We start from the raw sequence: 15,908 nt of genomic DNA on the forward strand, positions 1-15,908 counted from the left end.
TCACGCAGGCGCGCTTCGATCTCCCCCAGTTCGATACGGAAACCACGGATCTTCACCTGGTGGTCGACACGCCCGAGGTAATCCACCACGCCATCCGGGCGGCCACGGGTCAGGTCGCCGCTGCGATATATGCGACTGCCCGGTTTGCCGAACGGGTCCGGCACGAAGCGTTCGGCGGTCAGCGCCGGGCGTTCCAGGTAACCACGCGCCACGCCCTCGCCGCCCAGGTACAGCTCACCGGCGACGCCGATGGGTTGCAGGTTGAGCTGAGCATCGAGTACATAGCCACTGCGGTTGCCCAGCAGCGTGCCGATTGGCGCGTAGACGGCGCCGCAGGGGTCGCCTTTGCGCGCCTTCCACAGCAACGGCGTGACCACGGTTTCGGTCGGGCCGTAGCCGTTGAACAGGTAGGTCGGTTTGAGCGCGCGCCAGGCCAGGTCGTAGCTGGCCTGGGCCACGGCATCACCACCGAAGCAGTAGACCCGCACTTTCGGTGGATTACCGTCGCGCTCGGCATGCTCAGCCAGTTGTTGCAGGTACACCGGCGGGAACACCGCCATGGTCACGTTGTGACGGTGCATCTGCGCGTAGGTGTACTCGGGCAGCCACAGGCTGTCATCACGGACCAGCACGCTGGCGCCGTTGATCAGCGGGTGCATCCAGCCTTCGTGGGAGCCGTCGAAGGCGAACGACATGAAGTGCAGTTCGCAATCGGCCGGCGATGTTTCATAACGCTCGCCGGTGGCGATGATGTGCGCCACCAACGGCCCGTGGGACACCGCTACGCCCTTGGGCAGGCCGGTGGAGCCGGAGGTGTAGATCACGTAGGCGAGGTTGTCGCCGTGCAGTTTTACCGCCGGCGCGGTGTCGCTGTAGTCGGCCCACGCCTCGGTGCGATCGATAGCCAGCGTCTGCATGCCGTCGGGAATCGGCAGTTGCTGCAAGGCACTGGAATGGGTCAGCAGCAGTTGCGCACGGCTGTCCTGCATCATGTACAGCAGGCGATCACGCGGGTATTCGATATCCAGCGGCACATACACACCGCCGGCTTTCATCACCGCGAGGAACGCCACCAGGCTCTCGGCACTGCGCGGCATGGCAATCGCCACCCGCACTTCGGGGCCGATGCCACGGGCGATCAAGGCATGGGCCAGGCGGTTGGCCTGGCGGTCCAGCTCGCCATAGCTCAGGGTTTGCGCATCGAACTTGACTGCTACCGCAGCGGGGTTTTCCCGCGCACGGTCGGCCACCAACTCATGCACCAGGCGCTCGGCGCTGAAGCCGGCGTCGGTCTGGTTCCACAGTTGAAGGATGTGCCGTTGCTCATCCTGGTCCAGCAGGTTCAGTTGGCTGACGAGCTGCTGCTGATCGGCAACCATCGCCTGCAACAGGTTCTGCCAGTGGCAGGCCATGCGCTCGATGGTGGTGGTGTCGAACAGGTCGGTGGCATAGCTCAGCGACGCGCGCAATTGCGCCTGGGTCTCCTCGATATCGAGGGTCAAATCGAACTGCGCAACCGTCTCATCCCAACTGACCGGGCTGAGTTGCAAGTGCTCGAGGCGCTGGAGATGCCCGCCTGCCAGGCTGACATGGTGGTTGAATGCGACCTGGAACAACGGGCTCAGGCTCAGGCTGCGCTCGGGCTGCAACGCCTCGACCAATTGCTCGAAAGGCAGGTCCTGATGGGCCTGGGCCTCCAGGGCACGCTGTTTGACCTGGGCCAGTAACGCGCGCACGGTGGTGTGCCCGTCAATCTCCGCCTTGAGTACCTGGGTGTTGACGAAAAAGCCGATCAGGCACTCGGTCTCGATCCGGTTGCGGTTGGCGATGGGCACGCCGACGCGAATGTCCTGCTGCCCGCTGTAGCGGTGCAACAACACCTGGTAAGACGCCAGCAACAGCATGAACAACGTCACGCCCTCACGCTGGGCGAGCGTCTTGAGTTCATCCAGCAACGGCGCCGCCAGTGGGATGTTCAAACGCGCCCCTCGATGGGTCGGTACCGCCGGGCGCTGGTGATCGAACGGCAGTTCCAGCACCGGTTGCTCGCCGCCAAGCTGACCGCGCCAGTAATCCAGCTGCCGCGCCTTCTCCCCCGCTTCCATCCAGCTGCGCTGCCAGAGGGCGTAGTCCACGTATTGGATGGGCAGGTCAGGCAATTGCAGCGGTTGGCCCTGGCTGTAGGCGGCATAGAGCTGGACCAGCTCGTCCACCATCACCTGCATCGACCAGCCGTCGGAGATGATGTGATGCTGCACCAGCACGAGCACGTGCTCATCCTCGGCCAACCGCAACAAGCTGACACGCATCAGCGGCCCCTGGCGTAGATCGAACGGCTGGGTGATCAGGGTTTCCACCAGGGCTTTCAGGCCGCCCTCGTGGGTTTGGAGCGAAGCAAGCTCGAGGCGCCCTTGTGGCTTGATCACCTGCACGGTGCGCTCGCCCTCCTGTTGCAGGTGCGTACGCAGGCTTTCGTGGCGCGCCACGAGCGTGTCGAAGGCGCGCTGCAATGCCGATGTGTCCAGGCGGCCTTTCAGACGCAATGCACTCGGCACATGGTAGGCCGCACTGTGCGGGTCCAGTTGCCAAAGGAACCACTGACGCTCCTGGGCGTAGGACAGCAACAGTGGCTGGTCACGTTGGACGCTTACCAACGCCGGCGTCGAATCACCCTCGGTACCCAGCGCCCGGACAAAATCCGCCAGCAGCGGGTGCTCGAACAACGCCTTGAGGCTGACCTCGACCCCCAGGCCATGACGTACACGGGACACCATCTGTGTGGCGAGCAACGAATGCCCGCCCATGTCGAAGAAGTAATCGTTGAGCCCTACCCGCTCGGCCCCCAGCACCTGGGCCCAGATGGCCGCGACCTGTTGCTCCAGCTCTGTGATCGGCGCGATCCAGTCAACCTGGGATTGGCTGGCGTCGGGCGCGGGCAGTGCGGCACGGTCCAGCTTGCCGTTGGGGCTCAGTGGCAGGCGGTCCAGCACCAGCAGGTGCGCCGGGACCATGTAGTCCGGCAGCTCGTCGCGCAGCGTGGCCTTGAGCTGGGTGCGCCATTGCGCTTGTTGCACTTCGGACAGTGGCCGGTTGGCGACGATGTAGCCGACCAGTTGGTTGTCGGCCGCGATCACCAACGCCTCGCGCACACTGGCCTGGGCCAGCAGGCGCGCTTCGATTTCGCCCAGCTCGATACGGAAACCACGGACTTTGACCTGGTGGTCGATACGCCCCACATACTCGATCATGCCGTCGCCGCGATAGCGCGCCAGATCACCCGTGCGGTACAGCCGGCCCGCACCGTCGGCGCAGAACGGATCAGGCACGAAGCGTTCCGCCGTCAGGTCGGGGCGGTTGAAATACCCCCGCGCCAACAGCGGCCCGCCGATCACCAGCTCGCCCGCGACCCCCACCGGTACCGGGTTGAGGTTGGCATCCAGCAGGTAAATGGCGCGGCCGTCCAGCACGCGACCGATCGGCATCATCGACGGCAAGGCTTCGCGCCCGTCGACGTACGCGGCGCAGTCCAGGGCGGTGGCGGTGACCGTGGCCTCGGTGGGGCCATAGGTATTGAGCAGGCGCACGTGGTGCAGACCGGCTTCACGCCAGGCGCTCAGGCCTTCGGGCGGCATGGCTTCGCCACCGATGTGCAACTGGCGCAAACGCCCGTAGTCGCGCGGGCCACGCTCGGCAAAGTCACGTACCAACGCCAGCCAGTAGGCGGTTGTCAGGTCGACCACGGAAATATCGTGGTCGAGCAATTGCCGGTAGAACGTGTCGCTGTCCCACAGCTCGCCACCACGCACCACCACCGCTGCACCGCAGCACAGCGCCGGGTATAGCTGCTCGACGAAACCGTCGAAGTTGAAGGTGCCGAATTGCAGCACACGATCATGGGGCTGCAGCGCGAACAGCTCGGTAAAGACTTCCACATGCCGCGCCAGGGAGGCCTGGTCGATGCCCACCCCTTTCGGGCGGCCGGTAGAGCCGGACGTAAACATCACGTAGGCCAGGTTGCTCGGCAACGCCCGTGGTGCCAAGTTTTCCCCGCTGTAGTCAGCCAGCCAGCCGGCGCCATCTTCCAGGCAGACCAACGCCAGGTCGGCGGTCAGCGGCAGTTGCTCCAGCAGCGCCTGCTGGGTCAGCAGCAGGTGCAGGCCGCTGTCCTCGATCATGCATTGCAGGCGCTCGGCGGGGTATTTCGGGTCCAGCGGCACATAGGCGCCACCGGCCTTGAGCACCGCCAGCAGGCCAACGACCATCGCCAGGGAACGGTCCACCGCGACGCCCACCAGGGTGTCGGCGGCGACGCCCAGTTCAACCAGGCGATGGGCCAGGCGGTTGGCGCGCAGGTTGAGTTCGGCATAGCTCATGCGCTGCTCGTCGAGGATCAGCGCGACGTTGTGCGGACACAGCGCCGCCTGTTGTTCGAAGCGCTGCAACACGCTCGCCTGGGCCGGGCGTGCGACATCGCGCGGGTTCCATTCCTGGAGCACACGCAGGTGTTCATGGGGCCGCAGCAAGGGCACGGCGCCCAATGCCTGCCCGGGCGCATCGGCAAACTGCTGCAGCAGCCCCTGCAGGTACGCACCAATGTGCTGTACTGCGTCGTCGTCGAAGTCTGCCCGCTGGTATTCCACGTGCAGGCTCAAGTGTTGGCCGCCGTGAATCGTGAGGGTCAGCGAGTAGTTGGTGCGTTCCTGATGGCTGACGCCACTGAAGCGCAGGCCATCCTCGCCCGACGGCTCCAGGCTCTTGGCCACCGGGAAGTTTTCGAACACCACCAGGGTGTCGAACAGCGCCTCGCCCGCCGAACCACCCCAGCGTTGAATATCGAACAGCGGCGTGTGCTCGTACTCGCGCATTTCCACATTGAGCGCCTGGACGCTACGTACCCAGTCGCCGACGCTTTGTGACGGATTCGCCGCGGCGATCAGTGGCAAGGTGTTGATAAACAAGCCGACCTGTTGCTCGACATTCGCCAGCTGCGCCGGGCGCCCTGACACGGTGACGCCGCAGGCGACGCTGGCCTGGCCGGTGTAGCGCTGCAGCAGCAGCAACCACGCCGATTGCACCAGGGTGTTGAGGGTTACTTGATGTGCACGGGCGAACGCGGCCAGATGGCGGGTTCGGGTTTCATCCCATTCCCACAGGATCTGCCCATAGCCGTCGCCGCTGTGTGGCGCTGTCCTGGCGATGCTGCGAGCCAGATGCGTGGGCGCGTCCAACTGCGCCAGGCGCTCGCGCCAGAACGCCTCGCCCAGCGCCGGATCCTGCTGTTGCAGCCAGGCAATATGCGCGGAAAACGCCGCGCCTGTCGGCGGCAATGCCAGGCCCTGGCAGGCTTGCAGCACCTCATTGAGGACCAGGGCATTGCTCCAGCCATCCATCAAGATGTGGTGGCTGGTGTAGATCAAGTGCCAGCGCTCTTCGCTGACCCGCACCAGCGCCACCCGCAGCAACGGCGGACGGGCCAATTCGAAGCCCTGGCGCTGGTGTTCGGCCGCCAGGTCGTCGAGCGCCGCGCCGGGGTCTTGATGCCCGCGCCAGTCCAATGCGTCGAACGGCAGGCTGACCTGGCGATGCACCACCTGCAGGGCCTGGCCCTGGTCGTCCTGCCAGACAAACCCGGTGCGCAGCATGTCGTGCCGCGCCAGCACCTGTGCCCAGGCACGCTGGAACAGCTGCACGTCGACGCCTTGCGCATCCGCGCGCAACTGGCTGACGTAGACGTCGTCCTCACCCTGTTGATAGAGGCTATGGAACAGCATGCCCTGCTGCATCGGCGACAACGGGTACACGTCCTGTACGTCACGGGCGGGCAGCGCGAGGTCGTCCAGTTGCGCCTGGGTCAGTTGCGCCAGGGTCACGTCGGCCGGGGTCAGGCCGCCCTGTTGCGGATCGATGCAATGGGCGATCAGCGCCAACAGCTCTTGCCGATAGTCATCCGCCAGGCGCTGCACCGTCGCCACCTCGAACATCTCGCGGCTGAAGCCCCATTGCAGGGTCAGCTCACCGCCGTACACCTGCCCTTCCACGGTCAACCAGTTGGCCAGCGGTGCCTCGGCATCCTGGGCCTGGCCGCTGCCCTGGGTAGACGGTACAAACAACGCGGATTCGTTGAACTGGCGGTCGAACTGGCCCAGGTAGTTGAAGGTAATGCGTGGCGCGGCCAGGTTCGCCAGGGCTTCGCGGGCCGCAGGCGGGCCGAGATAGCGCAGCAGACCGTAGCCGATGCCTTTGGCGGGCACGGCACGCAGTTGCTCCTTGACCGCCTTGATCGCGGCCGACAGCTCGCCATCGGCTTGCAGGCGTACCGGGAACAGGCTGGTGAACCAACCCACGGTGCGTGTCAGGTCGACATTGTCGAACAGGTCTTCGCGGCCATGGCCTTCCAGCTGGATCAGTGCGGCGGCCTGGCCGCTCCAACGGCTGACCACCCGCGCCAGGGCCGTCAGCAGCAGGTCATTGACCTGGGTGCGGTAGGCCGCTGGCGCGTCCTGGAGCAGTTGACGGGTGTGCTCGGCGTCAAGGCGGATTTCGAGCTTGCTGCCCACGCGGTTTTGCAGGCCGCCCCGGGGGTTGTCGCACGGCAAGTCCGCGTCGGCCGACTGCGCCTGCCAGTACGCCAACTGGTGGTCCAGCGTAAGGGCATGGGCTTGCAACTGTTCGGCCCACAGTTGGTAGGCACTGGTCTTGGCCGGCAACGCTGCCTGGCGGTAAGCCTGTTGCAGGTCTTCCAGGACGATGCGCCAGGACACGCCATCGACCGCCAGGTGATGGATCACCAGCAGAAGGCGCTGGCTGCCATCGGCCATGCTCACCAACGCGGCACGCAGCAGCGGGCCTTGCGCCAGGTCGAGGCTGCGCTGGGCCTCATCGCACAGCGCCGACAGCTCATCGTCGCTGCTGGCTTGTGCTTGCCACAGGCCCAGCGCGGTGACCGGCGCGGCATAGGCTTGCTGCCAGGTGTCGGCCTGTTGCACAAAACGCAGGCGCAAGGCGTCGTGATGGTTGATCACCTGGGTCAGGGCGGCTTCCAGGCGCGCCGGTTCCAACCGCTCGCGCGGGGTCAACAACAACGATTGGTTCCAGTGATGACGCGCGGGGATCGCCTGGGCGAAAAAGCTTTGCTGCACCGGGGTGAGGATCACCTCGCCGCGGGCAGGTCCCTGGTCGATCACGGTAGCGGGCTCGAAGCCGGCTACCAAGGCCAGGCTGCGCACGCTCTGGTACTGGAACAGGTCGCGCGGGCTGAGGCGAATCCCCGCCTGGCGCGCGCGGCTGACCACCTGGATGGAGATGATCGAATCGCCGCCCAGTTCGAAAAAGTTGTCGTCCAGGCCCACCTGCTCGACGCCGAGCACATCGCTCCAGATCGCCGCCAGGGCTTTTTGCAGGTCGTCTTGCGGCGCGATATAGGCCTGTTGTGGCGTTGCATCCGGTAACGGCAGGGCCTTGCGGTCGAGCTTGCCGTTGGCGGTCACCGGCAGCTTGGCCAGGGGCACCATATGGGTCGGCACCATGTATTCCGGCAGGCTGCCGAGCAGCCAGGCCTTGAGGTCGGTGGGCGCCTCGCCCTCCAGCACCAGGTAGGCCACCAGTTGTTTGCCGCCGTGTACCAGCACCACCGCCTCACGCACCGCTGTGTGTTGCATCAGGCGTGTCTCGATTTCACCCAATTCGATGCGCAAGCCACGCAGCTTGACCTGGTGGTCGAGACGGCCAAGGTAGTCGATCACACCGTCGTCACGCTGGCGCACCCGGTCGCCGGTACGGTACAGGCGCGCGCCGTCACCGAAGGGGCTGGGCACAAAACGTTCGGCGGTCAGTGCCGGACGGCGATGGTAGCTGCGCGCCAGGCCGGTGCCGCCGAGGTACAGCTCGCCGGCCACGCCGGCAGGCACCGGGTTGAGCTGCGCGTCGAGCACGTAGGTGCCGAGGTTGGCGATCGGGCGGCCGATGGGCACGGCGTCACGGCCTTCGTCGATGCAGGTCCAGTGGGTCACGTCGATGGCCGCTTCGGTCGGGCCATAGAGGTTGAACAAACCAGCCTGGGGCAGCTTGGCGAACACCTGCAGTTGCGCGTCCAGGGGCAAGGCTTCGCCACTGCACACGATACGCTTGAGGCTGGCGCAGCGCGGCACGCCCGGCTCATGGATAAACGCCTGGAGCATGGACGGCACGAAGTGCAAGGTGGTGATCCCGTGCTCGCCGATGGTCTCGATCAGGCGCGCCGGCTCGCGGTGTTCGCCAGGGGCGGCGACCACCAGGCGGGCGCCGGTCATCAGCGGCCAGAAGAACTCCCACACCGACACATCAAAGCTGAATGGGGTTTTCTGCAGCACCGCGTCACTGGCATCCAGGCCGTAGGCCTGCTGCATCCAGCACAAACGGTTGACCAGTGCGCGATGGCTGTTGCCGGCGCCCTTGGGCTTGCCGGTGGAACCGGAGGTGTAGATCACATAGGCCAGGTTCAGCGCGTGGATGTCGACGGCGGGCGCTGCGACGCTGTAAGCGTCGAGCCAGCCGGGCGCCTGGTCGAGGCGCATCACCCGAATGCCTTCGACAGGCAGCAGTGGCAGCAGGCTGTGCTGGCTGAGCAGCAGCTGGATGCCGCTGTCTTCGATCATGTAGGCCAGGCGTTCCTGGGGATACTCGGGATCGAGGGGGACGTAGGCGCCGCCGGCCTTGAGCACGGCCAGCAGGCCGATGACCATCTCGATGGAACGCTCAACGCAGATACCCACCAGCGCATCAGGACCGACCCCGTGGTCGCGCAAGGCATGGGCCAGCTGGTTGGCACGGGCGTCGAGTTGCGCGTAGGTCAGCGTGGTCGCGCCGAACACCAGCGCCGGCGCATCCGGGGTGCGCTGTACCTGGTCTTCGATCAGGTGATGAATGCCACGTTCGGTGGGATACGCTTGTGCGGTCTGGTTCCAGGCGTGCACCAGCCTCTGTTGCTCATCGACGGCCAGCATCGGCAACTCGCCGATACGCTGTTCGCCATCGGCCACCATGGCCTGCAACAGGCTGATCCAGTGGCGTGCCATCCGCGCGATGGACGGCGCGTCGAACAGGTCATTGGCGTAGGTCAGCGCGGCGTGCAAGGTGCCGGACTTTTCATAGGTGTCGAGGGTCAGGTCGAACTGGGTGGTGCGGCCTTGCCACTCCACCAGGGCCAGCTCCAAGCCGGAGGCGGTGCTGACCGAGGCGATGTCGGCCACCACCGGTTGATGGTTGTACATCACCTGGAACAGCGGCGTATGGCTGAGGCTGCGTTCGACCTTCAGGGCTTCCACCAGGCGCTCGAAGGGCAATTCCTGGTGCGCCTGGGCGCCAAGGGCGTGCTCCTTGATACCTTGCAGCAACTCGGCGACCCGGGTTTGCCCGCTCAGCTCAGTGCGCAGGACTTGCGTGTTGACGAAGAAGCCGATCAGCCCCTCGACTTCCGTACGGTTGCGGTTGGCGATCGGCACGCCGACGCGGATATCGCCCTGGCCGGTGTAGCGATGCAGCAACACATTGAAGGCGCCGAGCAGCAGCATGAACAGGGTGACGTTGTGCTGTTGCGCGCAGGTGCGCAACTGCGCGGCCAGCGCCGGCTCAATCGCGAAGGTGTGGCGGGTGCCCTGATAGCTAGGCATGGCCGGGCGCGGGCGGTCCGTCGGCAGTTCCAGCACCGGGTGCTCGTCGCCCAGGCGCGCCTGCCAGTATTCCAATTGACGGGCCTGCTCCCCGGCTTCCAGCCAGCGGCGCTGCCACAGGGCGTAGTCGCTGTACTGGATGGGCAGCGCCGGCAATGGCGGCGCTTCGTTGCGCTCATGGGCATCGTAGAAACGAATGAACTCGTCGATCAACACGTTCATCGACCAGCCATCGGAGACGATATGGTGCAGGGTCAGCAGCAGTACGTGCTCCTCGGCATCGAGCCTGAGCAGTTGCACGCGCAGCAGCGGGCCGTGTTCCAGGTCGAACGGCAGCAGCGATTGGCGGGTGGCTGCATCGTTGACGGCGTGTTCGCGTTCGGCCGCGGCCAACGCCGTCAGGTCCAGTTGCTCAATGGCCAACGACGGCTGTACGGCCACCTGCATCAGGCGTTCATCGGCCTGGCGCTGGAACACCGTGCGCAGGGTTTCATGCCGGTCCACCAGGCTGGCAAACGCCTGCTCCATGGCGCCCAGGTTCAGCGCACCCTTGAGGCGCACCGCGCCCGGCAGGTTATAGGCGCCGCTGCTCGGGTCCAGTTGCCAGAGAAACCACATGCGCTGTTGCGCATAGGACAGCGCCTGGCGGTCCTCTGCCTCCACCCCGGCCGGAATCGGAAACCGCGAAAAATCCACCCCTTCTTTCTGCAGTGCCTGCAGGAACAGCTGGCGTTTTTCCAGGGGCAACCCGATAAACCGGCGAGCAAGTTTCAAGGAGTCTTCAGCATTCATTTGTTGGAGTCCGGAGCAATAGGCAGGAAGCACAAAGGCACGTCGTCCCTATAAAACGAACCGGACAGGGAAAAATTAGCGGGGGATGGGCGGCGTAGAGCGAGCTGTCATCAAGGGTTACATCAATCCTCGGGAAACACCCACGAACCCCAGCTAGCATTGACGAACACCACTTTTTGCAACTACATTTAGTTACACGCAGGGAACGCCGTGTCCAAAAATGAAAAGCTGCTCGCCAAATTGCTCAACGAGCAGATGGCATTTACCTGGCCAGAGCTCGTCACGCTGCTGCGTCGTCTCGGCTACACACAGATTGAGGGGGCTGGAAGCCGCGTCAAGTTCGACATCGGCGATCCGAGCGCAATGATCACCTTGCACAAGCCTCATCCCGGCAACGAACTGAAACACTACATTCGACGCCAGATCATCGAACAATTGAAATCAGGAGAACTGATTCAGTGAACAACCAACTGAAACACAATGGCTACATCGGCTCTATCGAAGCCAGCCTCGAAGACAATTGCCTGTTCGGCAAGATCCTGTTCATCAAGGCACTGGTGAGTTACGAAGGCAAAACCGTCGCGGAACTGGACGCTGCATTTCGCGAAGCGGTGGACGACTACCTCGCTACCTGCCAGGCCCTTGGGCAAACACCAGAGAAACCGTGCAAAGGCTCTTTCAACGTGCGCGTCGGCCACGACCTTCATCTCGCCGCCGCCCTTGAAGCGACACGTAAAAAGGTGACCCTGAATGACCTGACGCGCCAGGCGCTGAACGAATTCCTGCAACACCACCGAGGGGATTCCTGCCCCGTGACTGGCTGACGCTTCATTGCCAGGATGACGCTCAACCCAACCGCCGATACCCCAACACCGCTGACCCCATCACCACCGCCCCCGCCGCCAGCGCGACCCAGAACCCGCTGGCTGCCCCGAAGTGATCGATCATCCAGCCGGAGCTGGCGGCACCAATGGCCACGCCGATGCTCAGGCCGGTGATCAGCCAGGTCATGCCTTCGGTCAGGCGGCTCGCGGGCACGCTCTTTTCCACCAGGGCCATGGACACGATCAGGGTGGGGGCAAAGAACAGTCCGGAAATGAAGATGGCCACTGCCAGGCCCGGAATGTGGGTGACCAGCAGCAACGGCAAGGTGGTCAACGCCGTGGCCACGCCGCAGAACAGGAACTGCCGGGGCAGCGGCGCCTTGAGCTTGAGGGTGCCAAAGGCCAGCCCCGCCAGGCACGAGCCGATGGCGTACACCGAGAGCACGATGCTTGCCGCCGCCGGCTGGCCCTGCTGCTGGGCAAAGGCCACGCTGACCACATCCACCACGCCCACGATCACCCCCATGGCCAGCAGCAGGATCATCAGGATCAGCACCGACGGTGAGGCGATCAGCCAACCCCGATGATGAGCGTGGTGTTCATGCACCGGGGGTTCGGTCGCGCGTTGCAGCACAAACGTGGTAACTCCAACCGCCAGCAACAGCGCGGCCACCAGCGGCCCAGCCTCGGGGAACAGCACCACGCTCAAGCCCACCGAAATCGGCGGACCGATGATAAAGCACACCTCATCCAGCACCGATTCCAGGGCAAAGGCGGTTTGCAGCCTGGGCTGGCCGCGGTACAGCTCGGTCCAGCGCGCCCGCACCATGGCGGACATATTCGGCATGCAGCCCGCCAGGGCAGCAAACAGGAACAGCGTCCAGGTCGGCGCCTGCAACCGCGTGCACAGCAACAGCAGCAACAGCGCCCCGCCGCCGATCAAGGCGGCAATCGGCAGCACCCGGCCCTGGCTGTACCGGTCCACCAAGCGTGACACCTGCGGCGCGCAAAACGCCGTGGCCAGGGCGAACACCGCCGCCACCGAACCGGCCAGGCCATAGCCGCCGTGCACCTGGGAAAGCATGGTGATCAAGCCAATACCGGCCATGGACACTGGCATGCGTGCCAGCATGCCGGCCAATACGAAGGCCCGCGAGCCGGGAACCTGGAACAACTCGGCGTAAGGGTTTGCCATCCTGCTCAACCTCTTCCTGATGCCCTGGAACTTGCTATCCACAGTGATCAAGGCAAAATACATACGGTGCGTATGTGGCGAATCATGCGTAACATACGCGGCGTATGTCAATCTTTCACTTGCCCATTGTGAGCCCTACCCATGAGCCGAGCCCGTGCCGAAATGATCGAAGACACCCGCGCCCGGCTGCTTGCCAGCGCACGGCAGGCCTTCGCCACGCAAGGCTATGCCAACACATCGATGGACGATTTCACGGCCCACGCCGGTCTGACGCGCGGCGCGCTGTACCATCACTTTGGTGACAAGAAGGGGCTGCTGGCCGCCGTGGTTGCTCAACTCGATCGTGAGATGGACGCATGTTTGCAGCGTATCTCAGACGAAGCCCAAGACCCATGGAGCGGTTTTTGCGAACGTTGCCGCGCTTATTTGCGCATGGCCCAGGACGGCGAAATCCAACGCGTTGTGCTGCAGGATGCGCCGGCTGTATTGGGCGATACCGGCTCCCAGCAACACTGTGTCGAGTCGTTGCGCCAACTGCTGGAAGCCCTGATGCAGGCAGGCATCGTCCCTGATGCACCGAGCCTGGCGCTGGCGCAGTTGATCAATGGCAGTCTGGTCAACACCGCCCTGTGGATCGCCCGGTCTGAACATCCGCAGGAGCGTCTGGAGCAAGGTTTGCAGGGCCTGGAACTCCTGCTGCTCGGCCTGAAACTCACACCAACCGCTTGATCTGCTTATGCCGCCACACCAGCCGGTAGTACGCGGCCTGCAACCCCAGCATCGCCAGGTACGTCACCGGGAACGCCATCCAGACGCCTTCCAGGCCGAAGTGCGCATTCAGCAGGTACGCCATCGGTAGCTCGACACACAACACGCAGAAGATCGAAATCGCCACCGGCATCAGCACCACGCCGCTGGCGCGCATGATCCCACCGATCACGGCCTGGAAGCCGAACACGAGGATGCTCCACAACATGATGTGCAGCAGGTGCTCGGCATTCACGCGCGCAGCGTCATCGGTGATGAACAACCCAAGCAACCAGTGCGACAACAGATAGCCCAGCACAATCAGGCCCCCGGTCAGGCACGTATTGATCAACAGCCCGGTACGCAGGATCGGCCCGATACGCTCCAGCCGCCCGGCGCCAATCGCCTGGGCGCCAAGGATCGACGCGGTGATGGCAATCGACAAGGCCGGAAACTGCACATAATTGACGATCTGCGTCACCGCGCCATAGGCCGCCGTGGCTTGGGACCCATGGCCATTGACCAACGCCAGGATGACCAGCTCCGAGAGCGACAACACCACCATCTGTAGGCCAGTAGGTAAGCCGATGCGTAGGACCTTTCCCAAAATCACGCGATCCAGACGCAAGGCCGCGAGCAGCTCGCGATCCGGCGCCATCACATGGTTTTTATGGCGCAGGCGCAGGATCAGAAACAGCATCGCCGAAGCATTCCCCACCAGGCCTGCGTACACCGCACTCTGGATACCCAGGGGCGGCAGGCCGATCCAGCCGCGAATCAGCGCCGGCGTCAGCAGCAGGCCGACCAGGGTCGAGACCATCAGCGCCAGCAGCGGCGAGATCGTGTCGCTGACCCCGCGCAACAGCTGGGTGTAGAGGATAAATACCAGCAGCAGCGGCATGATCAACATCATCATCTGGGCATAGCCCACGGCATCATCGAGTACATCGATCGGCGTACCCAATGCCTGCAACGCCGGGCGCGCAAACAGACTGCCCAGCACCGCTGCGATCAGGCCCACCAGCGCACCAAGGGTCAGGGTGGCGCCGGTAATCGCCTTGACCATCCCGGTTTCCTGCGCCCCCCAGGCTTGGCCGATCAGCACCGACGCGCCCGCCCCCAGGCCGATCACCAGCGCAATAAAGAAAAATATGATCGGGAACATCCCCGACACCGCCGCCAGTGCCTGGGTGCCGAGCATTTGCCCGACATAAATGCCGTTGAGGGTGCCGGAAAAACTTTGCAGGAAATTGGACAGCACCATCGGTGCCAGAAAGATCAGGTAAATCTGCCACAGCGGGCGTTGCAAAGGGCTTTGCATGAAAAACGGGGCCTCGGAGAACTAAAGCGTCCGAGGGTTATACCGTACTTGGATCCCATCTTCCCGTGCTTTATCCGGTTGCAGGCCCGTGACCTGGCAAGCCATCAGGCGATACGCTTGCCGGTCGCACCTGATCTGTTCCGATAGATCGTACCGGCGGCCATCCCGATGGACGTGACGCGTGGGAAACGCACCATAAAAAGGTTTTCGCCCATCCGTTTTTGCATGGCCCTGTAAGTCAAACCTTATCCGGTCTACTTAGTATTCCTGAGCATATAGTCAAGGTTGTGTATATCAAACCGACCGTCCTCAACCCCGCGCCCAGAGTCGCTAATGCCAATATCCAACTCCCGTAGAAGTCCTGGACGCAGCAGCATCTCAGCCGCCGCTTCACGCGCGTCGGGGTTGAATGTTCGATCCGACGGAATCACGCCTGCGGCTTCTTTCAACTCATTGACATTAACGTAGCCGTCGTTAGCGCCAGCGGTGTACTGCCTGAAATTATCTTTTATGACTTGAACAAGATCGTGATCGCTGACAGCCCTGAATTTGTTCGATGCGTCACCTAGAGCATCCCTGGAAAACGCACCGTCCAACTTTCCGCTACGGCCTTGGTCCAGTTGTTTGAATTGATCGCCCCGTGACAGCATTTCCTGAGCAATCTCCATCTCATCTTGAGTAGCTGGCCGACCATCCAGGTGATATCCGCCCGCGACTGAACTCAGGGACTTGTCAGTGATGAATCCTGGCTTATTCGGATCTTCCAGCGAGCCGAAACGGGCCAGTACTTTATTGGAAAAGTCTTCCTTGCTGTCGTTGGCATAGGGTCTGAATTCAGACCTCGGAGCCTGACCGCCGTAGGCGCCCCCTGTGTAAGAAGGCTGCGGCGCAAAGTAATCTTGATTCATGGGTAGTTGGCGCATACCGCCGGACATGCCACCCAGGCCGGTTTGCATGCCCCGCGAGTTGGAGAACACATTTTGCGCGGCATACAGAGCCATGGTCTCTTGCACGTCCCCTGGGCTGATAAGGCCATCTTGCTCGCCGCCGTTGGTGATACCGTCCAGCACGTTAGCCATTTCAGGATTACGGGTGATCTCCCGGGCGAGCATTGTCATCCGATCATGGTAGGTATCTCCGCTCATTGGACGATTGCCCGCGTGCTCAAGCGAGTCACGGGAAACGAAGGGAGATCCTGGCGTTCTGAAGTAATCGAAGTTGTTTGCAAACTCTCCCAAAATACGCGCGGGAGGCAAGCCTGCACCACTATGTGCAGGCTGACCTGCGCCACGCCATTGGCCATTGCTGACTGACATAGGGGAAAAGGCAGGTTCATTTTTCATGCAATTTTGCGCAGGCGGACAAAACGTGCTCATACTCAT

The 15,908-nt window shown here is 63.4% G+C and carries 7 protein-coding genes; 3 read left to right on the forward strand and 4 right to left on the reverse strand.

Annotated features, from left to right (window positions below; translation table 11 throughout):
* Positions 1 to 10,439, reverse strand: a 10,439-nt coding sequence (locus BB029_RS14855; RefSeq protein ID WP_065939762.1) for a non-ribosomal peptide synthetase, incomplete at its 3' end; no start/stop codon positions are given.
* 210 nt (positions 10,440 to 10,649) lie between these two features.
* Here BB029_RS14855 and BB029_RS14860 point away from each other — a divergent pair.
* Together BB029_RS14860 and BB029_RS14865 are read left to right on the forward strand one after the other, a co-directional pair.
* Entirely contained in the window at positions 10,650 to 10,901 is a 252-nt protein-coding gene (locus tag BB029_RS14860) for a type II toxin-antitoxin system HicA family toxin (RefSeq protein WP_027607491.1), read from the forward strand.
* Positions 10,898 to 11,263 (forward strand): type II toxin-antitoxin system HicB family antitoxin, encoded by a 366-nt coding sequence (locus BB029_RS14865; RefSeq protein ID WP_065939763.1) that lies wholly within the window; start codon positions 10,898 to 10,900, stop codon positions 11,261 to 11,263. Before BB029_RS14860 ends, BB029_RS14865 begins: the two co-directional genes overlap by 4 nt.
* A gap of 22 nt (positions 11,264 to 11,285) precedes the next feature.
* On the opposite strand, the gene BB029_RS14870 is transcribed toward BB029_RS14865, so the two are convergent.
* Positions 11,286 to 12,458 carry an MFS transporter gene (locus BB029_RS14870; RefSeq protein ID WP_065939764.1) on the reverse strand — a complete coding sequence of 391 codons (1,173 nt, stop codon included), beginning with the start codon at positions 12,456 to 12,458 and terminating at the stop codon, positions 11,286 to 11,288.
* A 141-nt stretch (positions 12,459 to 12,599) separates the two neighbouring features.
* On the opposite strand from BB029_RS14870, the gene BB029_RS14875 reads away from it, so the two are divergent.
* The gene (locus BB029_RS14875) at positions 12,600 to 13,187 is read left to right on the forward strand and encodes a TetR/AcrR family transcriptional regulator (protein ID WP_065939765.1); all 588 of its coding nucleotides are present in this window, start codon (positions 12,600 to 12,602) and stop codon (positions 13,185 to 13,187) included.
* Here the strand turns inward: BB029_RS14875 and BB029_RS14880 are convergent.
* Together BB029_RS14880 and BB029_RS33485 are read right to left on the reverse strand one after the other, a co-directional pair.
* Positions 13,171 to 14,526, reverse strand: a complete 1,356-nt coding sequence (locus BB029_RS14880; protein ID WP_065939766.1) for an MATE family efflux transporter — start codon at positions 14,524 to 14,526, stop codon at positions 13,171 to 13,173. The genes BB029_RS14875 and BB029_RS14880 overlap by 17 nt on opposite strands.
* Before the next feature lie 254 nt (positions 14,527 to 14,780).
* The gene (locus BB029_RS33485) at positions 14,781 to 15,869 is read right to left on the reverse strand and encodes a hypothetical protein (RefSeq protein ID WP_174557001.1); all 1,089 of its coding nucleotides are present in this window, start codon (positions 15,867 to 15,869) and stop codon (positions 14,781 to 14,783) included.
* Positions 15,870 to 15,908: the final 39 nt, after the last annotated feature.

Origin of the sequence: Pseudomonas sp. S3E12, assembly GCF_001702295.1 — a bacterium.
GTDB classification, from domain to species: domain Bacteria; phylum Pseudomonadota; class Gammaproteobacteria; order Pseudomonadales; family Pseudomonadaceae; genus Aquipseudomonas; species Aquipseudomonas marginalis.